This window comes from Rhizobium sp. A22-96 (assembly GCF_053521805.1).
The window spans coordinates 536,485-560,287 of the sequence record NZ_JBNWDQ010000001.1; the positions used below are offsets into that span (position 1 = coordinate 536,485).

The window sequence follows — 23,803 nt, forward strand, 5'->3', positions numbered from 1 at the left end:
AGCGGTTGTTACCGATCGCAGAGAGCGACGTCTGCGCCTGAGAATTGCTGGAGTTCCCGACCTCCTCAGGCATCGGCCTTCTCCGGAAGTGGCGGCTGGACATCGTCCGGGATCGGGTTGACGAAAGGCGTTCCTTCGAGCCGTGCCTTGTGGTCGGCCTTGGCCGCCTCGATAAGCTGCGGATTGCGGATAAGCTCGGCGGCAGTGCTCGCCATCACCTTCGCCGCATGCTCGGTCCCCTTGTGCGCCACCGGCAGCTTGCCTTGGGCAACGAGCTGCCAGGAATGCCCCGGCGTGCCGATCGCATAGGTGGCGCCGCGCATCTGCACGGTGGGCACGACCCAGCTCACAGTGCCGACATCGGTAGAGCCGACCAACGTGCCATCACCGGCATTCAGCGGGAAAATCTCCTCGCAGAGCGCCTGACCCTTCTTCGGCTTTAGCGCAAAGCGACCATAGGAGGCTGCGATATCCTCGGCACTGAAAGTCTGCTGAAATTTGCGGGCCGTCTCCCGATCCGCATCATCGAACACCGGCGGTCCAAGCCGCTCCAGGTGCGAGAACATGCATTCTTCGAGCGGGGTGTTGCCGACCAGATTGGCGTCGCCGCTGATAATCTCGCTGCGGACGGTCGTCTCGGTCATCAGTGCAGCACCTTCCGCGACCTTCTTGACCCGCGCAACCAGCACCAGAAGTTCCGGCAGCGTCCGTGCGCGAACAAGATAGCGAACGGTCGCACGCGCCTGCACGACGTTTGGCGCCCCGCCGCCAGCATCGGTAATGGCGTAGTGAATACGTGCCGACGACGGCATGTGTTCACGCATGTAGTTGACGCCGACATTCATCAGCTCGACGGCATCGAGCGCGCTACGGCCAAGATGAGGCGTGGCGGAAGCATGCGACGCGCGGCCGGAGAAGTGGAAGTTGAGTTCGTTGCAAGCAAGCGAGATCGGGTTGTTGACGCCGGCGAAAGGTGCCGGATGCCAGGAAATGGCGATGTCGACATCATCGAAAACGCCGGACCGCACCATGAAGCCCTTGGAGGAACCGCCCTCTTCGGCGGGGCAGCCATAATAGCGCACCCTGCCCTTCAGACCGTTTTCGGCGAGGAAATCCTTGACGGCAGCGGCGGCCAGCATCGATCCGGAACCGAGCATGTTGTGGCCACAACCATGACCATTGCCACCGTCGATCAAGGGACGCTCCTCGGCAATACCGGCCTCCTGGCTCAGTCCCGGCAAGGCATCGAACTCACCGAGAATGGCGATGACGGGGCCACCCTCGCCTGCTTCGCCCATGACAGCCGTCGGCAGACCGGCGAGCCCACGCTCAACCCGAAAGCCCTCGCTCTCAAGCATGCGGGCGTGCTCCTCGGCGGATTGGTATTCGAGATAATTCGTCTCGGGAATTTCCCAGATCCGATCGCTGAGCTCAAAGAACGCTTCGCGTTTTCTCTCGACGATGTCCCATACCGCATCAGAATTCTGCATGGACTTGCATCTGCCTCATGTAATGGATATCAAATTGGTACCAATTTATGTGCCAATTAAAATAACTGCGCAAGAGATGTGCATGGATATTTTTTCGGCAGCGATTACGGGTCCGTTGGCCAAGAACCGGGTCCATGATAGTCATCGCCAAAAACGGGACGCTTGGGAGAGCTGCATGAATTCGCTGGAAGCTGACGCGACAGCGCGCGCACAAGAGGCGGAGACGCCGGATGTGACCGAGCTCATTCTCCAGGACATCCTTGCCGGCAGGCTTCCGCCCGGAACGTGGCTGAAGCAGATCGATCTGGAACGGAGGCATCACTGTACGCGGCCGCAGGTGCGGCTGGCGTTGGACAGGCTGGTGCAGAAGCGGCTGGTCGAACACATTCCCAACCGTGGTTACCACGTCCATGAGCAGGATGGGCGCCGCGCCCAGGAAGTTAGCGACATCCGCGTCATCCTCGAAACGGCAGTCAGCGATCGAATCATCGAAAACGCAGCCGAGGCCGATATCGTCACCCTGCGCGCGCTTGCCACGCGCTTCGACGAACTCGTCCTGACCGGCACCATGCTCGAGCTCTACGAAGCCAATCTTGCCTTTCATCGGCACTTGCTAGCGCTTGCCGGCAATCAGGAACTCGTCGACCTGGTCACCGAAATCCGGCAACGGACCTCATCGGCGCCGGTTTCGCAATGGCGAACTCGCGCCCGGATCGAGCAATCCGGCCGCGAGCACCAATTGATGGTCGACGCCATCGCAAAGCGCGATATGGATATGCTCAAGGAGCTGACACGCCGACATATATTGCAGGCGTGACAGCAGATAACCTCATTTTATGCTGAAACCGACCGATTCCATCGGCTTGCCGTCCACGGAGAATTCGATCTTGTAAGTCCCGACAGGCCAGCCATTATTCGGCTTGCTCAATGCGGAATTTACATGGTTGATCATCGAGGTAATGTCGAGATTGACCTCATCGATCTTGTAGTTTGGCGGAGCGACCCCGCCCGTGTCGATGGCGATCCAGGCGATATTCACTTTGCTTCCCGACGGAACGTCCTTGGTTAGTTCGGCCGACACAAAGATCTTCGGCGTATCTGCAGCAAAACTATCTTGCGTCGCGTCGGCATCCTCCTCCGTCGAAACGACAATATTTTCAAAGCCGGCAGCCCATGCATAGGATGAAACGGCGGTCATGGCACTAAAGGCGAGCGCGAAAAGCAGTTTTTGGGGGCGATGCATTCTCAATATCCTCCGTTTGAGAAGAAGATGCGGTGTCGGCGTCATCATCGATCTAGCAAAGACTCGACCAACACCTGCATCCAAGAGAATTGATAGCACGCAATGCGCTGACAGCCACGCCAGTTGTTCCGGATAATCGTTGGTCAGCCGAGAACTCAACATCATCTCAGCCTGATCTTGGCAGCGAGTAAACTCGCTAACCTTCATCTTCAAAGCCATCAATTCCCGTAATCATCGGCTTGAACTTGACGGTTCTTTGCTCCGTCTCCTGATTGCCGGCCACCGCCTGACGCACCAATTGCGCAGCGACCTCGCCGATGGCACGCCTTGGCGAACGGGACGTCGCAATTGGCGCCGGCAGGGAGTTAATGAGATCCAATCCGTTAAATCCAGCGATCAAGATCTTCTCGGGGACTGCGACCCCCAGCTCCATGCAAGCGAACAATCCGCCGCTCGCCATATCGTCGTTGGAATAATAGATGCAATCGAGATCGGGAACGGCGGCAAGCATGGCAATCGTCAACCGCTTCCCAAGTGCAATCGAGGAAAAGGCATCATCGATCGCCAGTTCCACGAAGTGCAGGCCGTGCTCGCGCAACACGCGCTCGAAACCAGCCTTGCGCTTGCCCGCGCGCAAATCCTTCTCCAGCGCGCTGCCGACATAACCGAACCGCCGGCGGCCGGCCGCGATCAGCGCCCTTGCCATATCGGCGCCCGCATCTCCATGCGACAACCCGACATTGAAATCGATCGGCGTACCATCGAGATCCATAAGCTGGATGACCGGGATGTCTGCGTGCTTCAGCAATTTCACCGTTTCCTCCGGCTGGTCGAGGCCGGTGACGATGATGGCGCAAGGCTGCCAGGAGAGCATATCGCGGATGATGTCCCGCTCCTTGGCAACATCGTAATCGCAAATGCCGAATACAGCCTGCATGCCCGAGCCGTCGAGGCCGGCGGAGATGCCCGCCAGCACTTCCGGAAAGACGATATTCGACATGCTGGGCACGACCACGGCGACGAGATTGGTGCGTTGCGAGGACAGCGAGAGCGCCAGCCGGTTGCCGACATAGCTTAGCCGCGTCGCCACCTCCAGCACCCTGTCGCGGGTTTCGCTTGAGACATCGCCAACGCCACGGAGGGCACGCGAGGCAGTCATCTTGCTGACCCCAGCCTCGATCGCGACTTCTTCCAGAGTGGGTTTGCGCATTCCCCGGCGACCCTCGACATTGGTAGCGACCCCCGACGGCGTCGCTCTTCCTCATAGGATATTTCCGGGAAAAGGAAAACTGGCGCTATTGACAGATACAGGAGAAATTGGCCATGTTAACGATACCGGTACCGGTAACATGGCCTAAATTACAGAGGTAATATCGTGCAGGAAACGAAGAAGGCAGCCGTCATCGGCTTGGGATCGATGGGCTGGGGCGCAGCCCTGTCCCTTCTCAAGGCAGGCTTCGCGGTGCGGGGATGTGATATTCGCAGCGATGCCCTCGCACGCTTCACGGAAGCCGGCGGGGACGCTTGCACAACGCCGGCACTGGCTGCCGAAACCGCCGATGTCATCCTTGTCTACGTCATCAACAGCAAGCAGGTTGAGGACGTCGTATTCGGTCCGAATGGCGCACTGGAGACGGCAAAGCCTGGCACCGTGTTTCTGCTCTGCGCCACCATGGCGCCGAGCGCCACCACCGATATTGCCGAAAGACTTGAGACGGCAGGCATGCTCGTCATCGATGCGCCGGTTTCCGGCGGCCATGTTCGCGCGCTGGCTGGCGAAATCACTGTAATGGCATCCGGCTCGCAAGAGGCCTTCGATCGGGCTTCCGCCGCCCTCGATGCCATCTCGGCCAAGGTGTTCCGGCTGGGGGATCGTCCCGGCGCAGGTTCGCAAGTGAAGATGATCAACCAACTTCTCGCCGGCGTCCATATCGCCGCTACAGCCGAAGCCATGACGCTTGCCGCCAAGGCCGGCATCGACCTGAAGACGCTTTATGACGTGATCCGCGTTTCCGCAGGCTCCTCATGGATGTTCGAGAACCGCGGTGAGCACATTGTTTCCGGCAATTATGCGCCACGTTCGGCGGTCAACATTTTCGTCAAGGATCTCGGTATCGTTGCGTCCGAAGCCGAAAAGGCAGGCGCGATCACGCCGCTTGCCGCCTCCGCACTCAGCCTTTTCGTCGAGGCGTCAGAGGCGGGCCTTGGTCAGGAGGATGACGCTGCCGTCGTCAAGATCCTTGCGCGCAAGAGCGGCGCCATCCTTCCCGGCATGGAGGAATAGCGCATGGCCCTTCTGCTCGGCTGCATCGCCGATGATTTTACCGGGGCCACGGATCTCGCCGCCCTCCTATCGCGCAGCGGGCTCCGCGTGTCGTTGCGCATCGGCGTGCCGCAGACGAAACGCGACGAGAGCGATGCATCCGTCATCGAGGTCATCGCCCTGAAATGCCGGACATCGCCGGTCCAGAGCGCCGTCGAGCAAGCGCGCCAGGCGCTGGACTGGCTGAAAGATGCCGGAGCGACGCGCTTCTTCTGGAAATACTGCTCGACCTTCGACAGCACATCAGAGGGCAATATCGGGCCGATCGCAGAAATGCTGATGGCGCAGACTGGCGCGGAGCAAACGATCTATTGCCCGGCTTTCCCCGAAAACGGTCGCAGCGTATTCATGGGCCATCTGTTTGTCGGCGAGCAGCTTCTTGCCGAAAGCCCGATGAAGGACCACCCACTGACGCCGATGCGCGATTCCAGCCTAGTGCGACTGCTGTCGCCACAGGTGCGCGGCAAAGTCGGCCTTGCCAGTCGCGTCATGGTGTCGGAAGGCCCGGCAGCCCTAAAGGCGAGGCTGGAGCGGCTCAAGGAAGACGATGTGCAGCATGTCATCGTCGATGCCATTTGTGACGACGATCTACGCACCATTGCCGCCGCGACGGTGGATATGCCGCTTCTGACCGGCGGCAGCGCCATCGCCGGTCAGTTGCCGCGATTGTACGTCGAACAGGGCCTCGCAACAGCGCCTGACACTCACAAGCTCTTGCCACATGTTGGGGGTGGCCAAATCGTCCTGTCTGGAAGCTGCTCCGCGATGACACGCAGGCAGGTGGCGGATTACACAGCACATAGCGCCGGCCTCAAGCTTGACCCCATCAACCTTTCCAAACAAGGTTCTGCAGCCGCATGCCTGTGGCTGAGACAGCAGCCGGCAGACGCCCGCAAGATCATCTACGCCACCGCGGAGCCCGCCGATGTGCGCCAAGCGCAGGAACGATTGGGACGTGACGAGGCAGGCCAAGTCATCGAGGAAGCATTGTCGGAGATCGCCCGCGAGGCTTTTCAACAGGGAACTCGCCGTTTTGTCGTCGCCGGCGGCGAGACATCGGGGGCGATCACCCAGGCACTCGGGATCACCCACCTGACCATCGGCCCGGAAATAGCCCCAGGTGTACCCTGGACTTTCGCAGAGGTCGCGGGCGAGATGATCGCGCTCGCTCTGAAATCAGGCAATTTCGGCAGTGAGACCTTCTTCACGGATGCCTTCGCCCGGCTGGAGGAAGCATGAGCGAAGAAGCCAGCCTGCGCGAGCAGATATGCCAGATGGCCAAGTCGCTTTACGATCGGGGCCTTACCGCCGGCTCATCCGGAAATATCTCCGCGCGCCTCAGCGATGGACGCCTGCTGGTGACGCCGACAGGCAGTTCCTTCGGTCGCCTGGACCCATCGCGCTTGTCGCTTTTCGACGCCAGTGGACGCCTGATCGGCGGAGACAAGCCGACGAAGGAAATGCCACTACACGCCGCTTTCTACGAGACGCGACCAGACAAGACGGGAGCCGTCGTGCATCTCCATTCCAGCCATTCGGTCGCCCTGTCTGTTCTGCCTGATGTCGATAGCGACAATATGCTGCCACCATTGACAGCCTATTCAATCATGAAGCTCGGCAAGGTGAAACTTCTGCCCTATTTCATGCCGGGAGACCCGGCTATGGGCGATGCGATCCGTGGCCTTGCCGGCAAACGCAGCGCCGTCATGCTGGCGGCACACGGACCGGTCGTCTCGGCTAAGGATCTGGAAGCAGCGGTGTATGCGATCGAGGAACTGGAAGAGACGGCAAAGCTGGCCATTCTGACGCGCGGGGCCAACCCTGCCCTGTTGACGGATGCCCAGATCGCCGATCTGGTTCGCACCTATGATGTGGAGTGGGACTGAACATGCTGCGTTTTTCCGCCAATCTCGGTTTTCTCTGGCAGGAGCTTGCGCTTCCCGACGCAATCCGGGCCGCCAAAGCCGCCGGCTTCGATGCTGTGGAATGCCATTATCCCTATGACACAGCAGCCGAAGCCGTGCGGCAGGCGCTCGCCGAAACAGGTCTTTCCATGCTTGGCCTGAACACCAGTCGTGGCAATGTCCAGGCCGGCGACAATGGGTTGGCGGCCTTGCCGGGACGAGAGGACGAGGCATGCCGCGCAATCGACCAGGCAATCGGCTATGCCGCCGCGATCGGCGCGCAGAATGTCCATGTCATGGCGGGAAAAAGCAGCGGCGAGGAAGCGCGCGCCACCTTCATTGCCAATCTGCGCTATGCCTGCGGGCGAGCCGGCGAGGCGGGTATTACGGTGTTGATCGAGCCGCTGAACAGCCGAGATGCACCTGGGTATTTTCTGCGAACGACCGATCAGGCGCTCGACATCATATCTGCTGTTGGCGCAGGGAACATCAAGCTGATGTTCGACTGCTATCACATCCAGATCATGCAGGGCGACCTGACCCAGAAGCTCGAAGCACTTCTGGGCGCCATCGGCCATATCCAGATCGCATCTGTCCCCGACCGGCGTGAACCGGATCACGGCGAAATCGACTATCGTCACATTTTCCGCTTCATCGAAAGGCTTGGCTATGACAGGCCCATCGGAGCCGAATATCGGCCCGCCACGACAACGGAGGCTGGACTGGGCTGGCTGCAGGCATATCGCAGCTAAACCATTTGATTGTTGTCGACCGGGCGCGGAGACGGCGAACCACACTGAAGACCGATACCGATTCCTTGAGGAGGAAAAGCCGAAATGCATGTGTTGATTTTGGGGGCCGCCGGCATGGTCGGCCGCAAGCTTGTCGAACGGATCGCCAAGGAACCGAAGGCGCTCGGACAGTCGATCGATCGACTTACTCTCGCGGATGCTTTTCAGTCGCCCATACCGGAAGCTCTCAGAGACATCTCGAAGGCTGTCACCGTCGACCTCGCCAATGCCGGCGTCGCGGATAAGCTCATCGAAGAACGTCCCGACCTCATCTTTCATCTGGCCGCCGTTGTTTCAGGCGAAGCGGAAGCGGATTTCGACAAGGGCTATACGGTCAATCTTGACGGAACACGGGCGCTGTTCGAGGCGATCCGGCAACAAGGTCTGACGGCTGCTTATATGCCACGCGTCATCTTTGCGTCGTCCCTCGCGGTGTTCGGTACGCCCTTCCCCGATATTATCGGCGACGAGTTCCTGACTGCGCCGCTCACCAGCTACGGTACGCAAAAGGCAATCACAGAACTTCTGCTCTCCGATTATTCGAGGCGCGGGATTTTCGATGGCATCGGCATCAGGTTGCCGACCATCTGTGTGCGGCCGGGCGCTCCGAACAAGGCGGCCTCGGGCTTCTTCTCGAATATCCTGCGCGAGCCGTTGATCGGCAAGGAAGCGATCCTGCCGGTCAGCGATACGGTGCGGCACTGGTTCGCCAGCCCGCGCTCTGCGGTCGGCTTCTTCGTGCATGCCGCGACGCTCGACACCACGAAAGTCGGGCCGCGGCGCAATCTCACCATGCCCGGGCTCTCGGCCGTCGTTTCCGATGAAATCGACGCGCTGCGGCGGGTGGCCGGCGACAAGGCAGTCGCCCTCATCCGGCGGGAGGCTGATCCGGTGATCGAGAAGATAGTTACCGGCTGGGCGCAGCGGTTCGATGCAGCGCGCGCGCGTGACCTCGGCTTCAAGGCGGAGCAGAGCTTCGACGAGATCCTGCAGGTGCATATCGAGGACGAATTGGGCGGGAGGCTTGCATGACCGAAGGTTTGGCTAAAACACAAAGTGGAATAGCGCTCGTCACCGGCGGCGGCACGGGTCTCGGGCGCGCCATGGCAAAAGCGCTTGGAGTGGCCGGCTTCAGGGTCGTGATCTCAGGACGCCGTGCGGATGTGCTTGAAGCATCCGCCAGGGAGCTTTCCGAAGAGACCGGCGCGGAATTTTTCGCGGTTGCGGCCGATGTCAGTGATCCCAATTCCGTTCGCGCCCTCTTCGATGCCATCTCGGACCGATATGGCCGCCTCGATCTGCTGGTCAACAATGCCGGCATGGGCCTTCCGGCCGTACCGATGGAGGAACTGTCTTTCGAGCAGTGGAACGCCATCCTCGGCGCGAACCTCACCGGCGCCTTCCTGTGCACGCAGCAGGCCTTCCGGCTGATGAAGAACCAGGTGCCGCACGGCGGCCGCATCATCAATAACGGCTCGATTTCGGCAACGACGCCACGGCCGCATTCGGCACCCTATACGGCGACCAAGCATGCCATCACTGGCCTCACGAAATCGACGGCGCTCGACGGCCGTCCCTTCGACATAGCCTGCGGCCAGATCGATATCGGCAATGCCGCGACCGACATGACCGCAAGGATGAGCGCCGGCGTGCTGCAGGCAAACGGAGAGGTGGCCGCCGAGCCGACGATCTCGGCCGAACATGTCGCCCGCGCCGTCGTCTATATGGCCACCCTGCCGCTTGATGCCAACGTGCTGTCGATGACCGTCATGGCAACGAAGATGCCATTGGTTGGGAGAGGCTAGCGACCGCAGCCGTGGAGCATTTCCAGGAAAAGCGGAAATGCTCTATCTTTTTGTTTCTTGACGCATTCCGGACGGAAAACCGCTACGCACTTTTCCTGGAAGTGCTCTAGATCGCAGGACGAGCCGACGGCTTCACTTGCCGTCGCTCGATCAGCCCGGCAACGCTGAAGATCAGAACCTCGATCTCGGTATCGATCTTGTCGCCGTCCAGAAGCCTGACGACATCGTCTATGCCCGAGACGGCGTGACCCTCGATGGCGAGCAGGTAGTCGCCTTCCTGCAGGCCAGCCTTTTCCGCCGGGCTATCCTTTTCGACGCGGCGCAGACGCACTGCGGTCGAATGCGTGACGCCGGCCTCAAGCGCAATGCGTCGCTGCAACTCGACAGTGTCGGCAGCGATACCGATATAGGCACGCCGGACATGACCGAAGCGCAGGATTTCGGACACGACATGCCTGGCCGTGTTTGAGGCGACCGAAAAGGCGATGCTCTGGGCACCCTGAATAACCGCCGTATTGACACCAATTACCTCGCCTGCCGACGATACCAGCGGCCCACCTGAATTACCCGGATTGAGCGCCGCATCCGTCTGGATGATGTCTTCCATCAGCCTCCCGCTCGCGGCGCGCATCGACCTGCCGAGCGCGGATACGATGCCGGCGGTGACGGTCCATTCGAAGCCGAGCGGATTGCCGATGGCGATTGCGATATGGCCGCGCTTCAACGTCTTGGAATCGCCGAGCCGTGCCCATGCACCGGGCCAGTCATTGGCGCGGATCAGCGCAAGATCCGTGTCCGGATCACGGCCAAGCACCCTGCCCTCGACGGTTACTCCTTCCGGCGTCTTGATACGGACCGTCTTGGCATCGTCGACCACATGGTTATTGGTGACGACGAGGCCATCCGGCGAGATGGCGAAGCCGGAACCATGCCCGGCACGGCCGCCCAAGCGCTCGATCCGGCTCACGGCCGGACCAACGATATCGACGGCGCCAGATACCGATTGAGAATAGGCATCCAGCAGCCCGGCATCGGGTGACGGCTGGATGTCGCGATCAATGAATCCCATAGAAACTCCTCCGACGCGGGCGCGTCGCTACGAGGACCGGCAGCTACTGTGAAAAGCGAGAGGCTGTCAGTTCGACAGATTGAAACAATTGATATTCAGATGAGGAGGCGACGAGCCAAGTTCAAGAGCTGGGAATATGCACCGCCATGCGGCGCCGGCCCATTACTTCATACGCCTCGAGACGGCCTGACGACGACGGACGCTGGCGGCCATCCGCCAGGTATTCCGGCCGCTGGCCTTTGCCTGATAAAGTGCGCGGTCGGCCTCCTGAACGAGTGCCTCCCCGTTCTGGCCGTCCTCCGGCGACGACGAGACGCCGATGCTGATGCCGATATCCACCGCCACGCCCCCGATGAAGAAAGAGGACTTGAAGGCGGCGATGCAACCGCGCGCAACATCACCGATATTTCCATCGGCTGCTTCCATCAGGATGGCGAATTCGTCGCCGCCCAACCGCGCCACCATATGTTCTCTTGCCGCGCCGCGCAGCCGCTCTGCGACCATCTTGAGAACCTCATCACCAGCGGCATGCCCGAACGTGTCGTTGACCGGCTTGAACCCATCGAGGTCAAGACAGAAGACAGCGATGCCTTTTCCCCCACTCGTCTTCAGAGCTTCGCTGAGAGCTTTGTAAAAACACATCCGGTTCGGCAATCCGGTCAGCATATCGTGTGCGGCCAGACGGTTGGCTTCGGCCTCGGCGAGAATTCGGTCGCTGACATCGGCGATCGTCAGCAGCAGGCGGCGCTCCAGCCCCTCGTGGAGCAGCCGAACATAGACGAGCACATGGCGCTCCGAACCATCGGCTATTCTCTGCCGCCAAACGGTTCTGGCCTCGCAATCACCTTCAAGTTCGAGAAGTGCGGCCGCAAATCGCTCGGCCTCGCTTTCGACATGCATGTCGCATGCCCTTGATGAGAATAATGTCACGGCATCAAAACCGTAGAAGTCCAATGCTGCCCGGTTAGCCTGGAGAATATCGAGGCTGGTGCCGTCGCACAGGAGCATCGGCATCGGATTGGCGTCGAAAAGCTGGCTGAGCCATTCCTCGCGCTGCTTCAGCTCGCTGATGTCTATCCGCATGCCGATGGCGCCACCATCCGGCGTGCGCCGGTCATCATGCCGAAGCCATCGTCCGTCGCGCAGTTGCTGCTCTTCCTGGGAAACCGGCTGGCGAAACTTTCGCATGCGCTGCCGCAGCCAGATATCCTTGTCGCCGACGACTTCCGGCATACGGCCGCTTGCAAGGCTGATCTTCAATATGTCTTCGAAGGCAGTCCCCGGTTTGAGATGGTCGGCAATATCCGGATAGAGCTCCGCATATTTCTCGTTCCAGAGGACATAGCGGTCGTTCGCATCGAAGACGCACACGGCTTCCGGCAGCATCTCTATGACATATCGCAGGCGCAAATTGGCGTCTCGTGCCGCGACGGCCGCCTGGCGCTCCTGGTTCTCCGGCTCGATGAGAATTGCGGTCAGCACATCGGATGCGGAGCGCCATGTCGCCACCCTGACCTGGCAGTTTCGCCGATCGCCATCGCCAGCCACGACGAGCGCGTGGGATACTGTAGCTTCTAACGGCCAATCCGGCAGCAGAGCCGAGATAGCGAGATCGGGAGGTACTTCGTCAAATGCAAAGAGATCACGGGCCCCCTCATTCGCAAAGACAACGACACCAGCGGCGTCAACTACAAGCGCCGCCATCGGATATGCCTGGAGAAATGCGACGATTTCCGCGCTCAGCATCTTATCCCGGTATGTGCCTTTCGAATTTGAACCTGTCTTCGACCATAACACCCGATGGTAAAGGAATGTCCTCGGCCGCGACAGTATGCACGAAGCACCCTTCCGGCCCGATGGGATCAGCTCGCTCCCCTCTCCTGCAACCGTTCGAGTTCGTGCTCCTGCATCTCTATCGCTTGCGTCAGAAACCGCAGGACGACCTGCTTTTCCGCTTCTGAAAACTGCCCAAGCATCCGCATGCCAGCCTCATGGATAGGGCCGTAAATTTCCCTGCCGAGCTTTACGGCCTTCTCCGAGGGGGCGACCAGGATCTTGCGCCGGTCTTTCGGATCGGCGACGCGATGAACAAGATCGCGCGCCGTGAGGCGATCGATCAACGCTGTCACCGATGGAGGTGCAAGTCCGATGGCCTTGGCGACGGCGTTCGCCGGTTGCGGCGCTCTCATGATGACACTCAGGCATTGGCGCTCGGCGCTATTCAGCCCGTAAAGCTTGCCGAAGGTTTCATCGAAGGCTTCCACCGCTTCCTGCCATCGCATGCAGGCGAACCCGATCTCCTCGGCAAGGCGCTGCGATTCCCCATTTGACTTTTGTTCGATCATCGAATAATTCATCTATCTAACAATTAGAAGGAAGAAACAATGTGCCCTATGACGGACGGTGCTGCAACTCCCGATGCCAATAACCACGAATTGACGATCGGCATTTGCGGTGCCGGCATAGGCGGGCTGGTGCTCGCTTTGCGGCTGGCAAAGCTGGGTTTTCGCCCGAAGCTGTTCGAGGCACGCTCGCGGGAAGCCGCTCTCTCCGAAGGCGAATTCCTGACGCTCGCGCCCAATGGAATGAACGGGCTTCGAGCCGTGGATTGCTATGATGAAGTCCTGCGCGCGGGGCTGGAGACCAAAGCCATCGAGCTTTGCAATGCGCGCGGCCGCAGGCTGGCTCTCGTGGACCAGAGCGACCATCGGTCGACATTCGGCGCCCCGTCCGTCACGGTCAAGCGGGGAACACTGACCCGGATATTGATCGAGCAATGCGAAGCGCGAGGGATCGCCGTGCAATTCGACCGACGCATTTCCGGCGTCGAGAGCCGTATCCATTCCGTTTCGCTAAGTTTTCTGGATGCGACCAGCCTTTCGGTGGGCCTTCTCGTCGCCGCCGATGGTCTGCGCTCCCAGGTTCGTTCGCAGGTGTTCCCGGACTTCCCGGCCCCGCACTTTACCGGCCTGATCGGCGCCGGCGGCATCGTCGACGCCGATATACCGGCAACAGATGGCCTGATGCGCATGACATTCGGTGAGCAAGCCTTCTTCGGTTACATCAAGACGGCATCGCATCCGGTTTACTGGTTCAACTCCTTCGCCGCGGATACCCCCGATATGGTGCGCGGAATGGATCCTCATGACCTGGCAGACCGCATCCGTGAGATGCATGCCGACGATCCGTTTCCCAATGCGACGATCCTGCAGGAAGTTGAAAGGGTCGAGCGCAGCTACCCGATCTTTGACATGCCGCCGCTTCCCACCTGGTCGAAAGGGCGCGTGGTTCTGCTCGGGGACGCCGCCCATGCCATCGGTCCGCACGCCGGACAGGGAGCCTCAATGGCGATAGAAGATGCACTCGTCTTATCGTCATGCCTGGCCGAAACGATCGACCACAACGACGCCTTCGCCCGCTATGAAACATTGCGGCGCCCGAGGATCGAGCGCGTCGTAAAGCTCACAAGGCAGAATGCCTCGAGGAAGCGCAAATCCACCCGGTTAGGGCTGTTGCTGCGGGACCTGCTTATGCCCCTGTTGCTGCCACTCGGCATAAGGATGGGCCGTAAACTGTTTGCCTATCGCGCCGATCTCGAAGCTTTGGGTCCAGACGGCATCGATAGTATGGGTCAAAAGAACCGGCGGGACGCCGCATAGGCGTACCGAAGGCATTTCGTCATCTGGTGCTTTTGTTGGCCGCTGCACCAGTCACCTTCCGAGGCCAAGCCAATCTGCTCCAGTTCGCGATGTAAATCACAAAGACGACGAACATGCCCGAACCGATCACATCGAGCCGGTGATGGCCGAAGAGGAAAAGGCCAAGCACAGCCAATCCGATCGAAGATAGCATTAGAAAAACGGACGGGAGCGGACTGGTGATGCGCGTTCCCGCTTCACCCTCGGCTTCGACACCGCCGCCGGTCATATGGCCGCTTGAGCCCGGCGATCCATTGTTAAGCCGGATAGAAACCCTGCCTCTCCTGACACCGACCCTGCCTTTGGTTTGCCTCCCCGAGGTCAGCAGCACGAGCATCATGGCGACGACCATGCTGCCGAAGCCCCATGCAAAAACCACGCAAGCCGCCATTGCGGTTGCCGTTGCGTTTGTTCTGTAAAGGTGGATTCCCAACGCCGCCGTTCCGATGGTGACGGCAAGGAAAACCGATCCGGCGACCAGGAATGTGACCTTGCCAGACAATTGTGTTTCACCCTTCACCTGGCTCCTCCGCCGATCTGCAAATTGTTTAGACCTCCCAAACTAGGTCCCTCCCCTCGATCTTCAAATCCAGAGCGGATGAAATCTTTCGCATTGCGATAGGCACTGCGAGGCCTTTACGACGACGAGAGACGGCATAATTAGCAGGGATGATTGCGGACGGAGGACCCCATGACTATTTCGAAATTCGCCATGGCGATGCTGGCAGCTAACCTATTTGCAATGCCGGTTTCGGCTGCGGGCATTGATTGCAAAAAGCCTTCCACGGAAAGCGACCATGTGATTTGCGGGGATCAATCCCTGCGGATACGGGATGCGATGACCAGCGATCTCTATACCGCCGCGCGGAAAAGCGATGATGCCAACACTGTCGAAGGGCGGCAGCAGCGTTGGATCAAAACTGTACAATCATGCCACGATGCAGCATGCATCCGGCAAGCCTATGACAATCAGATCGGATATCTTCAGGCGACAAAGGGCGGACAAAGCGTCTCCACCAATTTTCTAGCCGAAGGCGGCAAGGGCGACGAGGGTAATCTATCCATATTCGGCCCGGTCGGCGGCCTCACGGCAATCCTGTTGACCTCGACCCATGTTGGTCCCGGTGGCGCCGATGCAGGCGATGTCGATGCCGGTAGTATCAATGGCGTCATTCCGTTGAAGAGCGGGCATGGCAAGCTTTCCGTCGACAACTGCTCCATCGGCTTCGAACGGCTCAACGCCCAAACATGGCGGGTTACGCAAGCAGGCGTGTGCAATTTCGCCGACAGCGTGACGATGCAGGGCACTTATCGGAGACAATGACGAAACCGGCTCCAATCAAATGCAAAAATTGCCTTTGGGACGTGGGCACAAAAGCGCAGCGACACGCCAATCCATGTCGCTGCGCCTCAATAGAAACAATCGACTATCTCCCCGACACTCAGCAGTGCCCGGGACAATTGCTCAAAAGCCTGATGTCAGCGATCAACCGCCGACGGCGTCGGCGTTGCACTTCTTGACAAAGCTCGTCTTGGCAGCTCCGGCAAGTTTCTTGGCAGCGGCCTGCGCATCGCAAGAAGTTGCCGCATCCTTGGCGCACTTGTTGGTAAAGCTGGTCAAGGCAGCTCCCGCCAGCTTCTTGTCTGCGGCCTGCGCCTTGCAGGTGGCGTCCGCTGCCATGGCTCCAGTGGCAAGGCAGGTAGAAAAAATCGCAAGTCCGAGCAGTCTGATCATCGAAATCCTCCAGGGGCTATCCTCTGCAAAAGCCGAGGTAACCGGAGTCTAACCTAACATTTGTCATAGTAAAGGCTTGCCCGTTCGCCTAAGCAGCGGAAAAAGGGCGCAGAAAACGCCAAGCTTTGGCCTATTGATCGCTAACGTCTTGAACCGTTGGGCAAAAGGATGGAAACTACCCAAATGCCGGGCGAACAACGGTAATTTGCGCCCCGCCTTCTCCGTCACGCAGCAGCAGCCGTGACAAGCAACAACGCTAACGAACGCTGATCCAGAAACTTCCAATCATCTCATGAAGACAATTTCAGGCACGAATCTCGAACAGGCCAAATCGCATAACAGGCGTGTCGTGATCGAGGCCATCCGCACCAACGGGCCGATGTCGCGGGCAGCGATAGCCCGCATAACAGCGCTGACGACCCAGACCGTATCGAATATCGTCGAGGAGCTCGCGCGTTCGCATCTGCTGATCCCAATGGAAGCGCAGAAGATCGCCCGCGGCCAGCCGATCATTCCCTATACCATCAATCCAAACGGGGCCTACTCCATTGGCCTGGAGCTCGGCCGACAGAGGGCGATCGGGGTACTGACAGATCTGTCCGGCACGGTTTGCGCCCGCATCGAACGCCATGTCGACAGACCCGGGCCGACTGAAGCGATCCCCGTCCTTGCCGCCATCGTCCGGGATTTGCAGGACGCCTTCTCCTTCGATCGCAACCGCTTGCTCGGCGCCGGCATCGCCTTGCCGGGGCGCTATGCGGATGGCGGCGTCACCTCGCTCAGCCCGCTCAATCTGCCCGGCTGGCAGGACTTCCCCGTCGCCAGCGAATTGGAGCGACGTATCGGCGTGCCTGTGCTCGTTGAAAATGATGCAACGGCTGCGGCGATCGGCGAGCGGCTATACGGCGTCGCACGCGGTCTCGGAAGCTTCGTCTATCTCTTTCTCGCGGGCGATGGCGGCATCGGCGCCGGCATGTTCCTGGACGGCCATCTCTACAAGGGCAGCCGCGCCAATGCCGGCGAAATCGGCCATATCATCGTCGAACCACATGGCCGGCTGTGCACATGCGGCAAGCGCGGCTGTCTCGACCGCTATGTGTCGCCATCCGTCGCCTACGAATATCTTGGAATCGAGAACGCCCAGGAGCTTTCGCCCGACGATCTCGATGCAATGATCGCAGCCAATCACCAGGGACTTGAGACCTGGGTTGAGCAGGCGGCCCAGCCGCTGCGCCAGACGATCGATTTTCTCGAGCTTGCCTTCGATCCGCAGACGATCGTGCTTGGCGGCAGCGCGCCAACGGCCTTGATGACACGGCTCGCAGCTCGCGTAGAGCCATTGCATATTCCGGTGAACCCGTCGGAAGAGCGCACGATCCCGCGGCTGATGATCGGCGCTTCCGGCAAGGACACGGCCATTCTCGGCGCCGCCGCACTACCGATCTTTTCGGAAACGAACCCGCAATTCGATGTCCTGCAGAAGCCGATCCTCCATCGCACAGCCCAGCAGCTGTGACGACAGTTGATGCCATCAAATGCAATCGGGCGCGGCACCTAAGCCGCGCCCGAGGGCCATGCATCAAGCTGTCAGAATTGATGCAGGCCGTATAGCAGCGGCATCGTGCCGACCAGCGCCTTGAACCGCTCCCAGGATTTTGCCGATGGCTTCGTCCAGCCCGTTTCGGCCAGCGCCGAGAGGCGCGGAAACACGAGCCGGTCGAAGATGGCCCGGTCGGTCATCGATTCCGACCAGATGCAGGCCTGGATGCCGCGAAGCTTTTCCTTCTGGACGTCCGTCCATCCGCCGATCGGATCGAAGTTATACAGTTTCTCCGGATCCGAGTGGCCGGCCCAGCTCGCACCGGGCTCGTCCCAATCCGGGCGCATCGCCATATCGAGATAATAGACCTGCCCCGGGCAAACCACCATCTCATAGCCGCGACCGGCAAGCTCGGCCGCCACCTCGACATTGCGCCAGCTGCAGAGATAGCTCTTGTCCTTGTCGATCCTGTCGCCATGAGCCGCCTCTTCCCAACCACCCGTTATGCAGCCCTTTGAGGCGAGAAACGCCTGGATGCGCTCCAGGAATTCCGCCTGCAGGTAGGCCGCGCCGGAGCCGTGAATATCGTCGGCACCATGCGTGTTGGTGATGACGTTCAACCGCTTGGCATGTGCTTCCGCAACCTCGTCGCCGGCGAGTTCGCGCAGCCGAGCCAGCGCTTCCGGCGAACCGGACCATGCGCCGAGCGGAACTTCATCGGCACCGATATGGATCGTCTTGAACGGGAAGAGCTCGATCAATTCGGAGAGGATCGTCTCTATGACTTCATAGGTCTTTTCGCGCGCCGGGTTGATGCAGTTGTCAGGGAAACCCTGGACTGAGTAATAGCTGCCGGCTTCATTGGGATCGCGAAGCTCGGGAATTGCCTGCAGCATGGCGTAGCAATGGCCTGGGATATCGATCTCGGGCAGCACCTCGATGCCGAAACCCTTGGCATAGCTGACAATGTCGCGCACGGCTGCCTTGGTATAGTAGCCGCCAGTGCGAGCCGGGCTGGAGCCGAGCAGCGGCGGCATCGGCAGACCATGGCCGCGCCATGCGCCGATCTCCGTCAGCGCCGGATAGGCGTCGATTTCAACACGCCAGGATTCATCATCCGACAGATGCCAGTGGAAGCGGTTGAGCTTGTTCCAGGCAAGCACCGCCATCAGCTTCTTGATCTCGGCAGTGCCATAGAACTGGCGTGCGACATCCAGATGCAGGCCACGCCATCCCATGGCGGGCTCGTCGACGATCTCGCCACCCGCCGGGAAATGGAATGCCTGCGGGTGCAGACGCGCGCCGCGCCAGATCTGCCCAATGGTCACGAGGCCATAGACGAAACCGGTCTGTGCGCTCGCTTCGACCGTGATGGCTTCAGACGAGAATACCAGCCTGTAGGCCTCTGCACCGAGACCGGCTACCTGGCGCAACTCGACGGACACAGCCCCTTCCGCCTCGGAACGGATGAGACCTTCGGCCGAGAAAAGATGCTCGACAAGCGCGGTGAAACTTGCGGCAGCAGCCTGCGCTTCCGGCGTGGTGGCCTTCAGGGCAAAGCCTGCCGGCAGCGGGCGGCGGGCAGAAACGGCAACGCGGTTCGGCCAGGGAATGATCGACAGCGGCACCGGCGGATTGGCCGGTACAGGGTAGATTTCCGCGCCGCGCTTCAACGGCGCATTGCTTGACGATGTGCGTGTCGGCTCCGTGCCGAGTGAAACCGTCCCGCCATCGGCCAATGCGAGATAGGCGCTATTGGCACCGTCATTCCAGTGGCGAAACTGCCAGCTCAGCGCACGTACGGTGATGGTCCAGGTTTCGCCGCCAGCCAACACGAAACCTTCCGGTGGCTGGAATTCGGTGAAGTTGGACAGCCGCTTGGTCACCGTCGCGCCATCGACAACGCCAGCGGGGTCGACACGGCCGGGACCGCTGACGCAGAGCGAGAAGCCCGAAAGCGGCTCCGATGAAAGGTTCTTCAACCGCAGCACATAGGAAAAATCCTTGCCGTCGGCCGGTGGATTCCAGGTTGTTTCAAGCCGCAGAGCTAGAGATCGCGGTGTCGACATGGGTATTCTCTCTTTATCTATGGGGTCGTTCAGAGCTTGAGCAGGCCGGCATAAATGCCGGGCTCGGAATTGGGGATCTGGATCGCGCCAACCGTCTTCTCGTAGAATTCCGAAGGGCCGACATCGCCGATGACGGTATAGGCATAGCCCATCGCCTTATGGTCGTTGAGGCATGCAAACAGCAGCGCACGGCCGATGCCGAGGCCTCGGACGCTCTCATCGACACCGGTCGGGCCGAAGAAGCCACGCGCCGTCGCCTCGTGGCAGGCAAAGCCGACCAGCTCCTGATTGCGCGTGGCGATGAAGCAGGTCGGCGGCTGGCGCGTCATCGCCACCGTCGTCTCGCTTGCCCATCCCTCGCTGAAATGCTTGCTGACCCAACCGACGATAAGCCGCAGTTCCGGCGGCAATGCCCTTCTGATGGTGACACCTGCCTTCGCCATCCGCTCGGGCGACTGTGTATCCACTGGCAAGGTCGATAGATTGACCAGATAATCCACGATGAAGTCCTTTTAGTTCGATGCGACGAGCGCACGCATGAAATGATTGTCGCCGAGCTGTTCCACCACGGTCGAAATCGGCCGGCTGAGCGAGCGGATCTTCTCCGCCTGCTCGAGAAAGCGGGCGCTGCCGCCTGTGACGAACCTGCGGCCGCCATCCGGAATGGCGGAGAGCAGGAGCTGGGTATAGGGATGCTTCGGGGCGGCGAGCACAGCGTTGGTATCGCCCCACTCGACCATCTGGCCGGCGAACATCACAACAATCTCCTCGGCAACATGGGCAGCCGTGGCGATATCGTGGGTGATGTAGAGCATGGCGAGGTCGTTCTCCCGCTTCACCCGCGCTAGCAGATCCAGGATGTCTTTGCGGATCGAAACATCAAGCATCGACGTCGGCTCGTCGGCCACCAGAACGCTGGGTGAAACCGCCAATGCACGGGCGATATTGACGCGCTGGCGCTGGCCACCTGACAGTTCATGCGGAAATTTCTGACGTGTCAGGGCAGGATCGAGACCAACGCTCTCAAGCAGCTTGGATATCTGATCATCGCGCTCGGCCTTCGACTTGTCTTCGCCATGGAGCTGCAGCGGACGAGCGATATGATGATTGACCGTAAAGGCCGGGTTCAGCGAGGAGAACGGATCCTGAAATACCATCTGGACGTCCTTGCGGTACATCCGCTCTTCCTTGCCTGTGGCACGCGCGGTGCGATCCTGTCCGCGAAAGAAAAGCCTGCCGGCGCTCGACTTGTCGAGCCGCGCGATAATGCGGGCACATGTGGTCTTGCCGCAGCCGGATTCCCCGACCAGCGCCAGCGCTCGCCCGGCAAACAGGGAGAAGGAGACGCTTTTCAGCGCATGGACCGAACCGAAATGGCGCTGAACATCCTCAAGCCGGATGACGGGTTCGGCAGCGACTGCCTGTATCTGCGGTTTCATGCCAAAGCTCCGGAAAAATGTGCGCTGGCTGGAAGCTGGGGAATGGCGTTCCAGAGCTTGCGCGTATAGTCGTGAACGGGCGATTGGCTGACCTGTGCCACGGCGCCGACTTCGACGAGTTCGCCCTTCAGCATGACACCGATGCGCCCGCAGAGCTGCGCCATCAGATGCAGATCATGGGTGATGAACAGCACCGAGAAACCATAGGTCTGCTGGAGGTCGAGGACCTGCTCCAGGATTTCACGCTGCACGACGACATCGAGCGCAGTCGTCGGTTCGTCCATGATAATGAGTTCGGGTCTGAGCGCCAGGCAAATGGCGATGACGATGCGCTGGCGCATGCCGCCGGAAAACTGGTGCGGATAGTCGCTGACGCGGTGCGTGGGAATGCCGACCAGCTTGAACATTTCCTCGGCGCGGGCGCGGGATTCCTGTTTGGAGCAGCCGGTATGGCGATGGAGCACATCATGAAACTGCGCTTCCACCCGCATCAGCGGATTGAGCGAGTTCATCGCGCTCTGGAACACCATGCCGATCCGCTTCCAGCGGATCTTCTGCAGCTCGTTTTCCGGCATGCGCAGCAGATCCTGCCCATCCAGACGGATGCTTCCACCGCTGATCCATGCCGGCGCCTTGGATAGCCGGGTTATGGCATAGGCAATCGTGCTCTTGCCGCAACCGGACTCACCGGCGAGACCGAAAATCTCGCCGCGACCGATGTTGAATGAAACATTCTTCACCGCCCGGAAGTCGCCCTTGTCGACCAGATAGTCGATGTTCAGGTTTTCAATCTCAAGCAGATTGTCGCTCATTGGCCAGCCCTCATCATACGGTTGCGGGCGCGGGTCAGGCGGAACCATCGGGTCAGTGCCGGGCCTGAGCGCAATTGCGGATTGGCGATTTCGTCGAAGGTAAAGTTGATCAGCGCAAGGCCGAGGCCCGTAAGGGCGATACCGGCGGCCGGAACTGCAATATCCCACCACGCGCCGACCATGATGGCCGAGGCATTCTGCGCATTGTAGAGCATGGTGCCCCAAGTGACCCTCAGCGGATCGCCGAAGCCGAGATATTCGAGCGTGGTCTGCGCAACGATGGCGTAAATGATGCTGCCGACGAGGTTGATGCCGATCAGCGGCGTCAGGTTGGGAAGAATTTCAACGAAGATGATGCGCCAGGCCGGCTCGCCGATCATCTTGGCGGCGGTGACGAAATCGCGATTGCGCAGCGCCATCGTCTGAGATCGGGTCATGCGCGCGCCCCATGGCCATGAGGTCAAGGCAATGATCGTCATGATCGTCATCGGCCCGACCGTCCCCGAGAAGGAGGCAAGCAGAATGAGAAGCGGCATGTTCGGTATGACGAGCACGGCGTTGGTCGCAAGATCGAGCACCGCATCTGTTTTACCGCCGGCGTAACCCGCGATCAGACCGATAGCGGTCCCGATGACCGTGATGGCGATGCCGGTAGCAAAGCCCACCGAAAGCGAACTTCTGGCACCCCAGACGAACTGACGATAGACGTCGCGGCCCATCTTGGTGGTGCCGAAGACATGCTCGACCGATGGCGCCTGGTGCGAACGACCGACGCGTGCACCGGGCTCGCCCGGAGCAATGATCGGCGCAAAGATTGCCATCAGGCACAATGCGGCAACAATGATGAAGCCGACGAGGGCCTTCTTCTGGCTAAAAATTGATTTCAACGCGAAGCCCATTATCTGCCCTCCCGCAATCTCGGATCGACCAGGCCGTAGATGATGTCGACCATGAAATTCGCTATGAGGGTTGCCATCGTCATCAGGAGCAATTGCCCCTGAATAACGGGGTAGTCGCGGGCAACACTGGCGGTGAACAGCGTCAGGCCAAGGCCCGGATAATTGAAGACGATCTCTGTGACGATCGAGCCGCCGAAGACAGCGCCGAGCATCAGCGCCAGATTGGTCAACACGGGCAGCAAGGCATTGCGGGCACCATAGCTGAACATGACAGCGAGGTTGCTGAGCCCCTTCGCCCGCCCCATGGTGACGTAATCCTCACCCAGCACGACGATCATCGAGGAGCGCATCGTCGTCTGGAACTCGCCGATGAGAAATGGCGAGAGCGTCAGGACCGGCAGGATGGCGTGCATGAACACGCTGCTGAAGAAGGTGAAGTTGAAGCCCGGATCGAGATTGGGATCATAGGCATAACCCACGGGGAACCAGCGCAGCGATACCGCAAAGATGAAGAGGATCGTCAGGGCGATGATGACGGGCGGGATCGAGAACATGATGACGGCGAGAGGCGATACGACCGTGTCGAACCGCCCGCCGCGACGCCAGGCGGAGATCGCGCCGAGCACGACGCCGACGCACAGCGAAAAGATGATCGCCGTTACCACCAGGAAGATCGTCCAGAGCGTGGCGCGGCTTAACACCTGCACCACGGTCTGGGGATAGTATTTGACCGAAACGCCAAGATCGAGCGTTGCGAGGCCTTTGAGATAGTCGACGAACTGCATCATGATCGGTTGATCGATCTCGCCGAAGCGCGCCTTGATCGCCTCGACGGCGGCAGGCGTTGCCCGTGGCCCGAGCTGGGCCACCATGGCGTCGACGGGACTCCCCGGCATAAGCCGGGGAAGAATGAAGTTCACGACGATCGCGAAGGCCAAAGCCACCGCATAGACGCCTAGGCGCCGGCTTGAAATACGCATGTCTGC

At 60.1% G+C, this 23,803-nt stretch carries 24 protein-coding genes; 10 read left to right on the forward strand and 14 right to left on the reverse strand.

What is annotated here, in order from left to right:
- Nucleotides 1-65: 65 nt before the first annotated feature.
- Nucleotides 66-1,490, reverse strand: a complete 1,425-nt coding sequence (locus tag ACQZ6F_RS02380; RefSeq protein ID WP_449092489.1) for a M20 family metallopeptidase — start codon at nucleotides 1,488-1,490, stop codon at nucleotides 66-68.
- A 175-nt stretch (nucleotides 1,491-1,665) separates the two neighbouring features.
- On the opposite strand from ACQZ6F_RS02380, the gene ACQZ6F_RS02385 reads away from it, so the two are divergent.
- On the forward strand, nucleotides 1,666-2,307 hold the full coding sequence (locus tag ACQZ6F_RS02385) for a GntR family transcriptional regulator (protein ID WP_449092490.1): 642 nt from the start codon (nucleotides 1,666-1,668) through the stop codon (nucleotides 2,305-2,307).
- 12 nt (nucleotides 2,308-2,319) lie between these two features.
- On the opposite strand, the gene ACQZ6F_RS02390 is transcribed toward ACQZ6F_RS02385, so the two are convergent.
- Nucleotides 2,320-2,952 (reverse strand): hypothetical protein, encoded by a 633-nt coding sequence (locus tag ACQZ6F_RS02390; RefSeq protein ID WP_449092491.1) that lies wholly within the window; start codon nucleotides 2,950-2,952, stop codon nucleotides 2,320-2,322.
- Nucleotides 2,930-3,943, reverse strand: coding sequence for a LacI family DNA-binding transcriptional regulator (locus tag ACQZ6F_RS02395; RefSeq protein WP_449092492.1), 1,014 nt, complete (start codon nucleotides 3,941-3,943; stop codon nucleotides 2,930-2,932). Before ACQZ6F_RS02395 ends, ACQZ6F_RS02390 begins: the two co-directional genes overlap by 23 nt.
- Nucleotides 3,944-4,108: 165 nt before the next feature.
- Here ACQZ6F_RS02395 and ltnD point away from each other — a divergent pair, with 165 nt between their 5' ends.
- The 6 genes from ltnD (at nucleotide 4,109) to ACQZ6F_RS02425 (ending at nucleotide 9,556) form a co-directional block, all read left to right on the forward strand.
- Nucleotides 4,109-5,017 carry an L-threonate dehydrogenase gene (ltnD, locus tag ACQZ6F_RS02400; RefSeq protein WP_449092493.1) on the forward strand — a complete coding sequence of 303 codons (909 nt, stop codon included), beginning with the start codon at nucleotides 4,109-4,111 and terminating at the stop codon, nucleotides 5,015-5,017.
- Between the two features lie 3 nt (nucleotides 5,018-5,020).
- Nucleotides 5,021-6,295, forward strand: a complete 1,275-nt coding sequence (gene otnK / locus ACQZ6F_RS02405; RefSeq protein WP_449092494.1) for a 3-oxo-tetronate kinase — start codon at nucleotides 5,021-5,023, stop codon at nucleotides 6,293-6,295.
- The gene (otnC, locus tag ACQZ6F_RS02410; RefSeq protein WP_449092495.1) at nucleotides 6,292-6,942 is read left to right on the forward strand and encodes a 3-oxo-tetronate 4-phosphate decarboxylase; all 651 of its coding nucleotides are present in this window, start codon (nucleotides 6,292-6,294) and stop codon (nucleotides 6,940-6,942) included. Before otnK ends, otnC begins: the two co-directional genes overlap by 4 nt.
- Before the next feature lie 2 nt (nucleotides 6,943-6,944).
- Nucleotides 6,945-7,712, forward strand: a complete 768-nt coding sequence (locus tag ACQZ6F_RS02415; RefSeq protein ID WP_449092496.1) for a hydroxypyruvate isomerase family protein — start codon at nucleotides 6,945-6,947, stop codon at nucleotides 7,710-7,712.
- Nucleotides 7,713-7,796: 84 nt separating this feature from the next.
- Nucleotides 7,797-8,783: a D-erythronate dehydrogenase gene (gene denD, locus ACQZ6F_RS02420; RefSeq protein WP_449092497.1), complete on the forward strand. Its 987-nt coding sequence runs from the start codon at nucleotides 7,797-7,799 to the stop codon at nucleotides 8,781-8,783.
- The gene (locus tag ACQZ6F_RS02425; RefSeq protein WP_449092498.1) at nucleotides 8,780-9,556 is read left to right on the forward strand and encodes an SDR family oxidoreductase; all 777 of its coding nucleotides are present in this window, start codon (nucleotides 8,780-8,782) and stop codon (nucleotides 9,554-9,556) included. The genes denD and ACQZ6F_RS02425 overlap by 4 nt, the downstream gene beginning before the upstream one ends.
- 106 nt (nucleotides 9,557-9,662) lie before the next feature.
- On the opposite strand, the gene ACQZ6F_RS02430 is transcribed toward ACQZ6F_RS02425, so the two are convergent.
- The 3 genes from ACQZ6F_RS02430 to ACQZ6F_RS02440 form a co-directional block, all read right to left on the reverse strand.
- Nucleotides 9,663-10,625, reverse strand: coding sequence for a S1C family serine protease (locus ACQZ6F_RS02430; RefSeq protein WP_449092499.1), 963 nt, complete (start codon nucleotides 10,623-10,625; stop codon nucleotides 9,663-9,665).
- 162 nt (nucleotides 10,626-10,787) lie between these two features.
- Nucleotides 10,788-12,329: a diguanylate cyclase domain-containing protein gene (locus tag ACQZ6F_RS02435; RefSeq protein WP_449092500.1), complete on the reverse strand. Its 1,542-nt coding sequence runs from the start codon at nucleotides 12,327-12,329 to the stop codon at nucleotides 10,788-10,790.
- A gap of 158 nt (nucleotides 12,330-12,487) precedes the next feature.
- Nucleotides 12,488-12,970, reverse strand: a complete 483-nt coding sequence (locus ACQZ6F_RS02440; RefSeq protein ID WP_449092501.1) for a MarR family winged helix-turn-helix transcriptional regulator — start codon at nucleotides 12,968-12,970, stop codon at nucleotides 12,488-12,490.
- Between the two features lie 39 nt (nucleotides 12,971-13,009).
- Here ACQZ6F_RS02440 and ACQZ6F_RS02445 point away from each other — a divergent pair, with 39 nt between their 5' ends.
- Nucleotides 13,010-14,284 (forward strand): FAD-dependent monooxygenase, encoded by a 1,275-nt coding sequence (locus ACQZ6F_RS02445; protein ID WP_449092502.1) that lies wholly within the window; start codon nucleotides 13,010-13,012, stop codon nucleotides 14,282-14,284.
- Nucleotides 14,285-14,303: 19 nt separating this feature from the next.
- On the opposite strand, the gene ACQZ6F_RS02450 is transcribed toward ACQZ6F_RS02445, so the two are convergent.
- Nucleotides 14,304-14,843 (reverse strand): hypothetical protein, encoded by a 540-nt coding sequence (locus tag ACQZ6F_RS02450; RefSeq protein ID WP_449092503.1) that lies wholly within the window; start codon nucleotides 14,841-14,843, stop codon nucleotides 14,304-14,306.
- A gap of 171 nt (nucleotides 14,844-15,014) precedes the next feature.
- Between ACQZ6F_RS02450 and ACQZ6F_RS02455 the strand changes: the two genes are divergently transcribed.
- Nucleotides 15,015-15,647: a lysozyme inhibitor LprI family protein gene (locus ACQZ6F_RS02455; RefSeq protein ID WP_449092504.1), complete on the forward strand. Its 633-nt coding sequence runs from the start codon at nucleotides 15,015-15,017 to the stop codon at nucleotides 15,645-15,647.
- Nucleotides 15,648-15,809: 162 nt separating this feature from the next.
- Here the strand turns inward: ACQZ6F_RS02455 and ACQZ6F_RS02460 are convergent, their stop codons facing one another.
- Nucleotides 15,810-16,058, reverse strand: a complete 249-nt coding sequence (locus ACQZ6F_RS02460) for a hypothetical protein (RefSeq protein WP_077468018.1) — start codon at nucleotides 16,056-16,058, stop codon at nucleotides 15,810-15,812.
- Nucleotides 16,059-16,350: 292 nt separating this feature from the next.
- On the opposite strand from ACQZ6F_RS02460, the gene ACQZ6F_RS02465 reads away from it, so the two are divergent.
- Nucleotides 16,351-17,574, forward strand: a complete 1,224-nt coding sequence (locus ACQZ6F_RS02465) for an ROK family transcriptional regulator (RefSeq protein ID WP_449092505.1) — start codon at nucleotides 16,351-16,353, stop codon at nucleotides 17,572-17,574.
- Between the two features lie 71 nt (nucleotides 17,575-17,645).
- Here the strand turns inward: ACQZ6F_RS02465 and ACQZ6F_RS02470 are convergent, their stop codons facing one another.
- Genes ACQZ6F_RS02470 through ACQZ6F_RS02495 form a run of 6 tightly spaced genes read right to left on the reverse strand, consistent with a single transcriptional unit; the run spans nucleotide 17,646 to nucleotide 23,797 of the window.
- Nucleotides 17,646-19,667 carry a beta-N-acetylhexosaminidase gene (locus tag ACQZ6F_RS02470; protein WP_449092506.1) on the reverse strand — a complete coding sequence of 674 codons (2,022 nt, stop codon included), beginning with the start codon at nucleotides 19,665-19,667 and terminating at the stop codon, nucleotides 17,646-17,648.
- 29 nt (nucleotides 19,668-19,696) lie between these two features.
- Nucleotides 19,697-20,167: a GNAT family N-acetyltransferase gene (locus ACQZ6F_RS02475; RefSeq protein WP_077468015.1), complete on the reverse strand. Its 471-nt coding sequence runs from the start codon at nucleotides 20,165-20,167 to the stop codon at nucleotides 19,697-19,699.
- Between the two features lie 12 nt (nucleotides 20,168-20,179).
- Nucleotides 20,180-21,106, reverse strand: a complete 927-nt coding sequence (locus ACQZ6F_RS02480) for an ABC transporter ATP-binding protein (protein ID WP_267548843.1) — start codon at nucleotides 21,104-21,106, stop codon at nucleotides 20,180-20,182.
- The gene (locus tag ACQZ6F_RS02485) at nucleotides 21,103-21,918 is read right to left on the reverse strand and encodes an ABC transporter ATP-binding protein (protein WP_449092507.1); all 816 of its coding nucleotides are present in this window, start codon (nucleotides 21,916-21,918) and stop codon (nucleotides 21,103-21,105) included. Before ACQZ6F_RS02485 ends, ACQZ6F_RS02480 begins: the two co-directional genes overlap by 4 nt.
- Nucleotides 21,915-22,817, reverse strand: coding sequence for an ABC transporter permease (locus ACQZ6F_RS02490; protein WP_068393161.1), 903 nt, complete (start codon nucleotides 22,815-22,817; stop codon nucleotides 21,915-21,917). Before ACQZ6F_RS02490 ends, ACQZ6F_RS02485 begins: the two co-directional genes overlap by 4 nt.
- Complete coding sequence (locus tag ACQZ6F_RS02495) at nucleotides 22,817-23,797, reverse strand: ABC transporter permease (RefSeq protein ID WP_068393173.1); 981 nt, start codon at nucleotides 23,795-23,797, stop codon at nucleotides 22,817-22,819. The genes ACQZ6F_RS02490 and ACQZ6F_RS02495 overlap by 1 nt, the downstream gene beginning before the upstream one ends.
- Between the last annotated feature and the right edge of the window lie 6 nt (nucleotides 23,798-23,803).

Coding starts and splice junctions, on each gene's coding strand:
- ACQZ6F_RS02380 (WP_449092489.1), bottom strand. CDS start 1,490: ATGCAGAATTCTGATGCGGTATGGGACATCGTCGAGAGAAAACGCGAA.
- ACQZ6F_RS02385 (WP_449092490.1), top strand. CDS start 1,666: ATGAATTCGCTGGAAGCTGACGCGACAGCGCGCGCACAAGAGGCGGAG.
- ACQZ6F_RS02390 (WP_449092491.1), bottom strand. CDS start 2,952: ATGGCTTTGAAGATGAAGGTTAGCGAGTTTACTCGCTGCCAAGATCAG.
- ACQZ6F_RS02395 (WP_449092492.1), bottom strand. CDS start 3,943: ATGCGCAAACCCACTCTGGAAGAAGTCGCGATCGAGGCTGGGGTCAGC.
- otnK (WP_449092494.1), top strand. CDS start 5,021: ATGGCCCTTCTGCTCGGCTGCATCGCCGATGATTTTACCGGGGCCACG.
- otnC (WP_449092495.1), top strand. CDS start 6,292: ATGAGCGAAGAAGCCAGCCTGCGCGAGCAGATATGCCAGATGGCCAAG.
- ACQZ6F_RS02415 (WP_449092496.1), top strand. CDS start 6,945: ATGCTGCGTTTTTCCGCCAATCTCGGTTTTCTCTGGCAGGAGCTTGCG.
- denD (WP_449092497.1), top strand. CDS start 7,797: ATGCATGTGTTGATTTTGGGGGCCGCCGGCATGGTCGGCCGCAAGCTT.
- ACQZ6F_RS02425 (WP_449092498.1), top strand. CDS start 8,780: ATGACCGAAGGTTTGGCTAAAACACAAAGTGGAATAGCGCTCGTCACC.
- ACQZ6F_RS02430 (WP_449092499.1), bottom strand. CDS start 10,625: ATGGGATTCATTGATCGCGACATCCAGCCGTCACCCGATGCCGGGCTG.
- ACQZ6F_RS02435 (WP_449092500.1), bottom strand. CDS start 12,329: ATGGCGGCGCTTGTAGTTGACGCCGCTGGTGTCGTTGTCTTTGCGAAT.
- ACQZ6F_RS02440 (WP_449092501.1), bottom strand. CDS start 12,970: ATGATCGAACAAAAGTCAAATGGGGAATCGCAGCGCCTTGCCGAGGAG.
- ACQZ6F_RS02445 (WP_449092502.1), top strand. CDS start 13,010: ATGTGCCCTATGACGGACGGTGCTGCAACTCCCGATGCCAATAACCAC.
- ACQZ6F_RS02455 (WP_449092504.1), top strand. CDS start 15,015: ATGACTATTTCGAAATTCGCCATGGCGATGCTGGCAGCTAACCTATTT.
- ACQZ6F_RS02460 (WP_077468018.1), bottom strand. CDS start 16,058: ATGATCAGACTGCTCGGACTTGCGATTTTTTCTACCTGCCTTGCCACT.
- ACQZ6F_RS02465 (WP_449092505.1), top strand. CDS start 16,351: ATGAAGACAATTTCAGGCACGAATCTCGAACAGGCCAAATCGCATAAC.
- ACQZ6F_RS02470 (WP_449092506.1), bottom strand. CDS start 19,667: ATGTCGACACCGCGATCTCTAGCTCTGCGGCTTGAAACAACCTGGAAT.
- ACQZ6F_RS02480 (WP_267548843.1), bottom strand. CDS start 21,106: ATGAAACCGCAGATACAGGCAGTCGCTGCCGAACCCGTCATCCGGCTT.
- ACQZ6F_RS02485 (WP_449092507.1), bottom strand. CDS start 21,918: ATGAGCGACAATCTGCTTGAGATTGAAAACCTGAACATCGACTATCTG.
- ACQZ6F_RS02490 (WP_068393161.1), bottom strand. CDS start 22,817: ATGGGCTTCGCGTTGAAATCAATTTTTAGCCAGAAGAAGGCCCTCGTC.
- ACQZ6F_RS02495 (WP_068393173.1), bottom strand. CDS start 23,797: ATGCGTATTTCAAGCCGGCGCCTAGGCGTCTATGCGGTGGCTTTGGCC.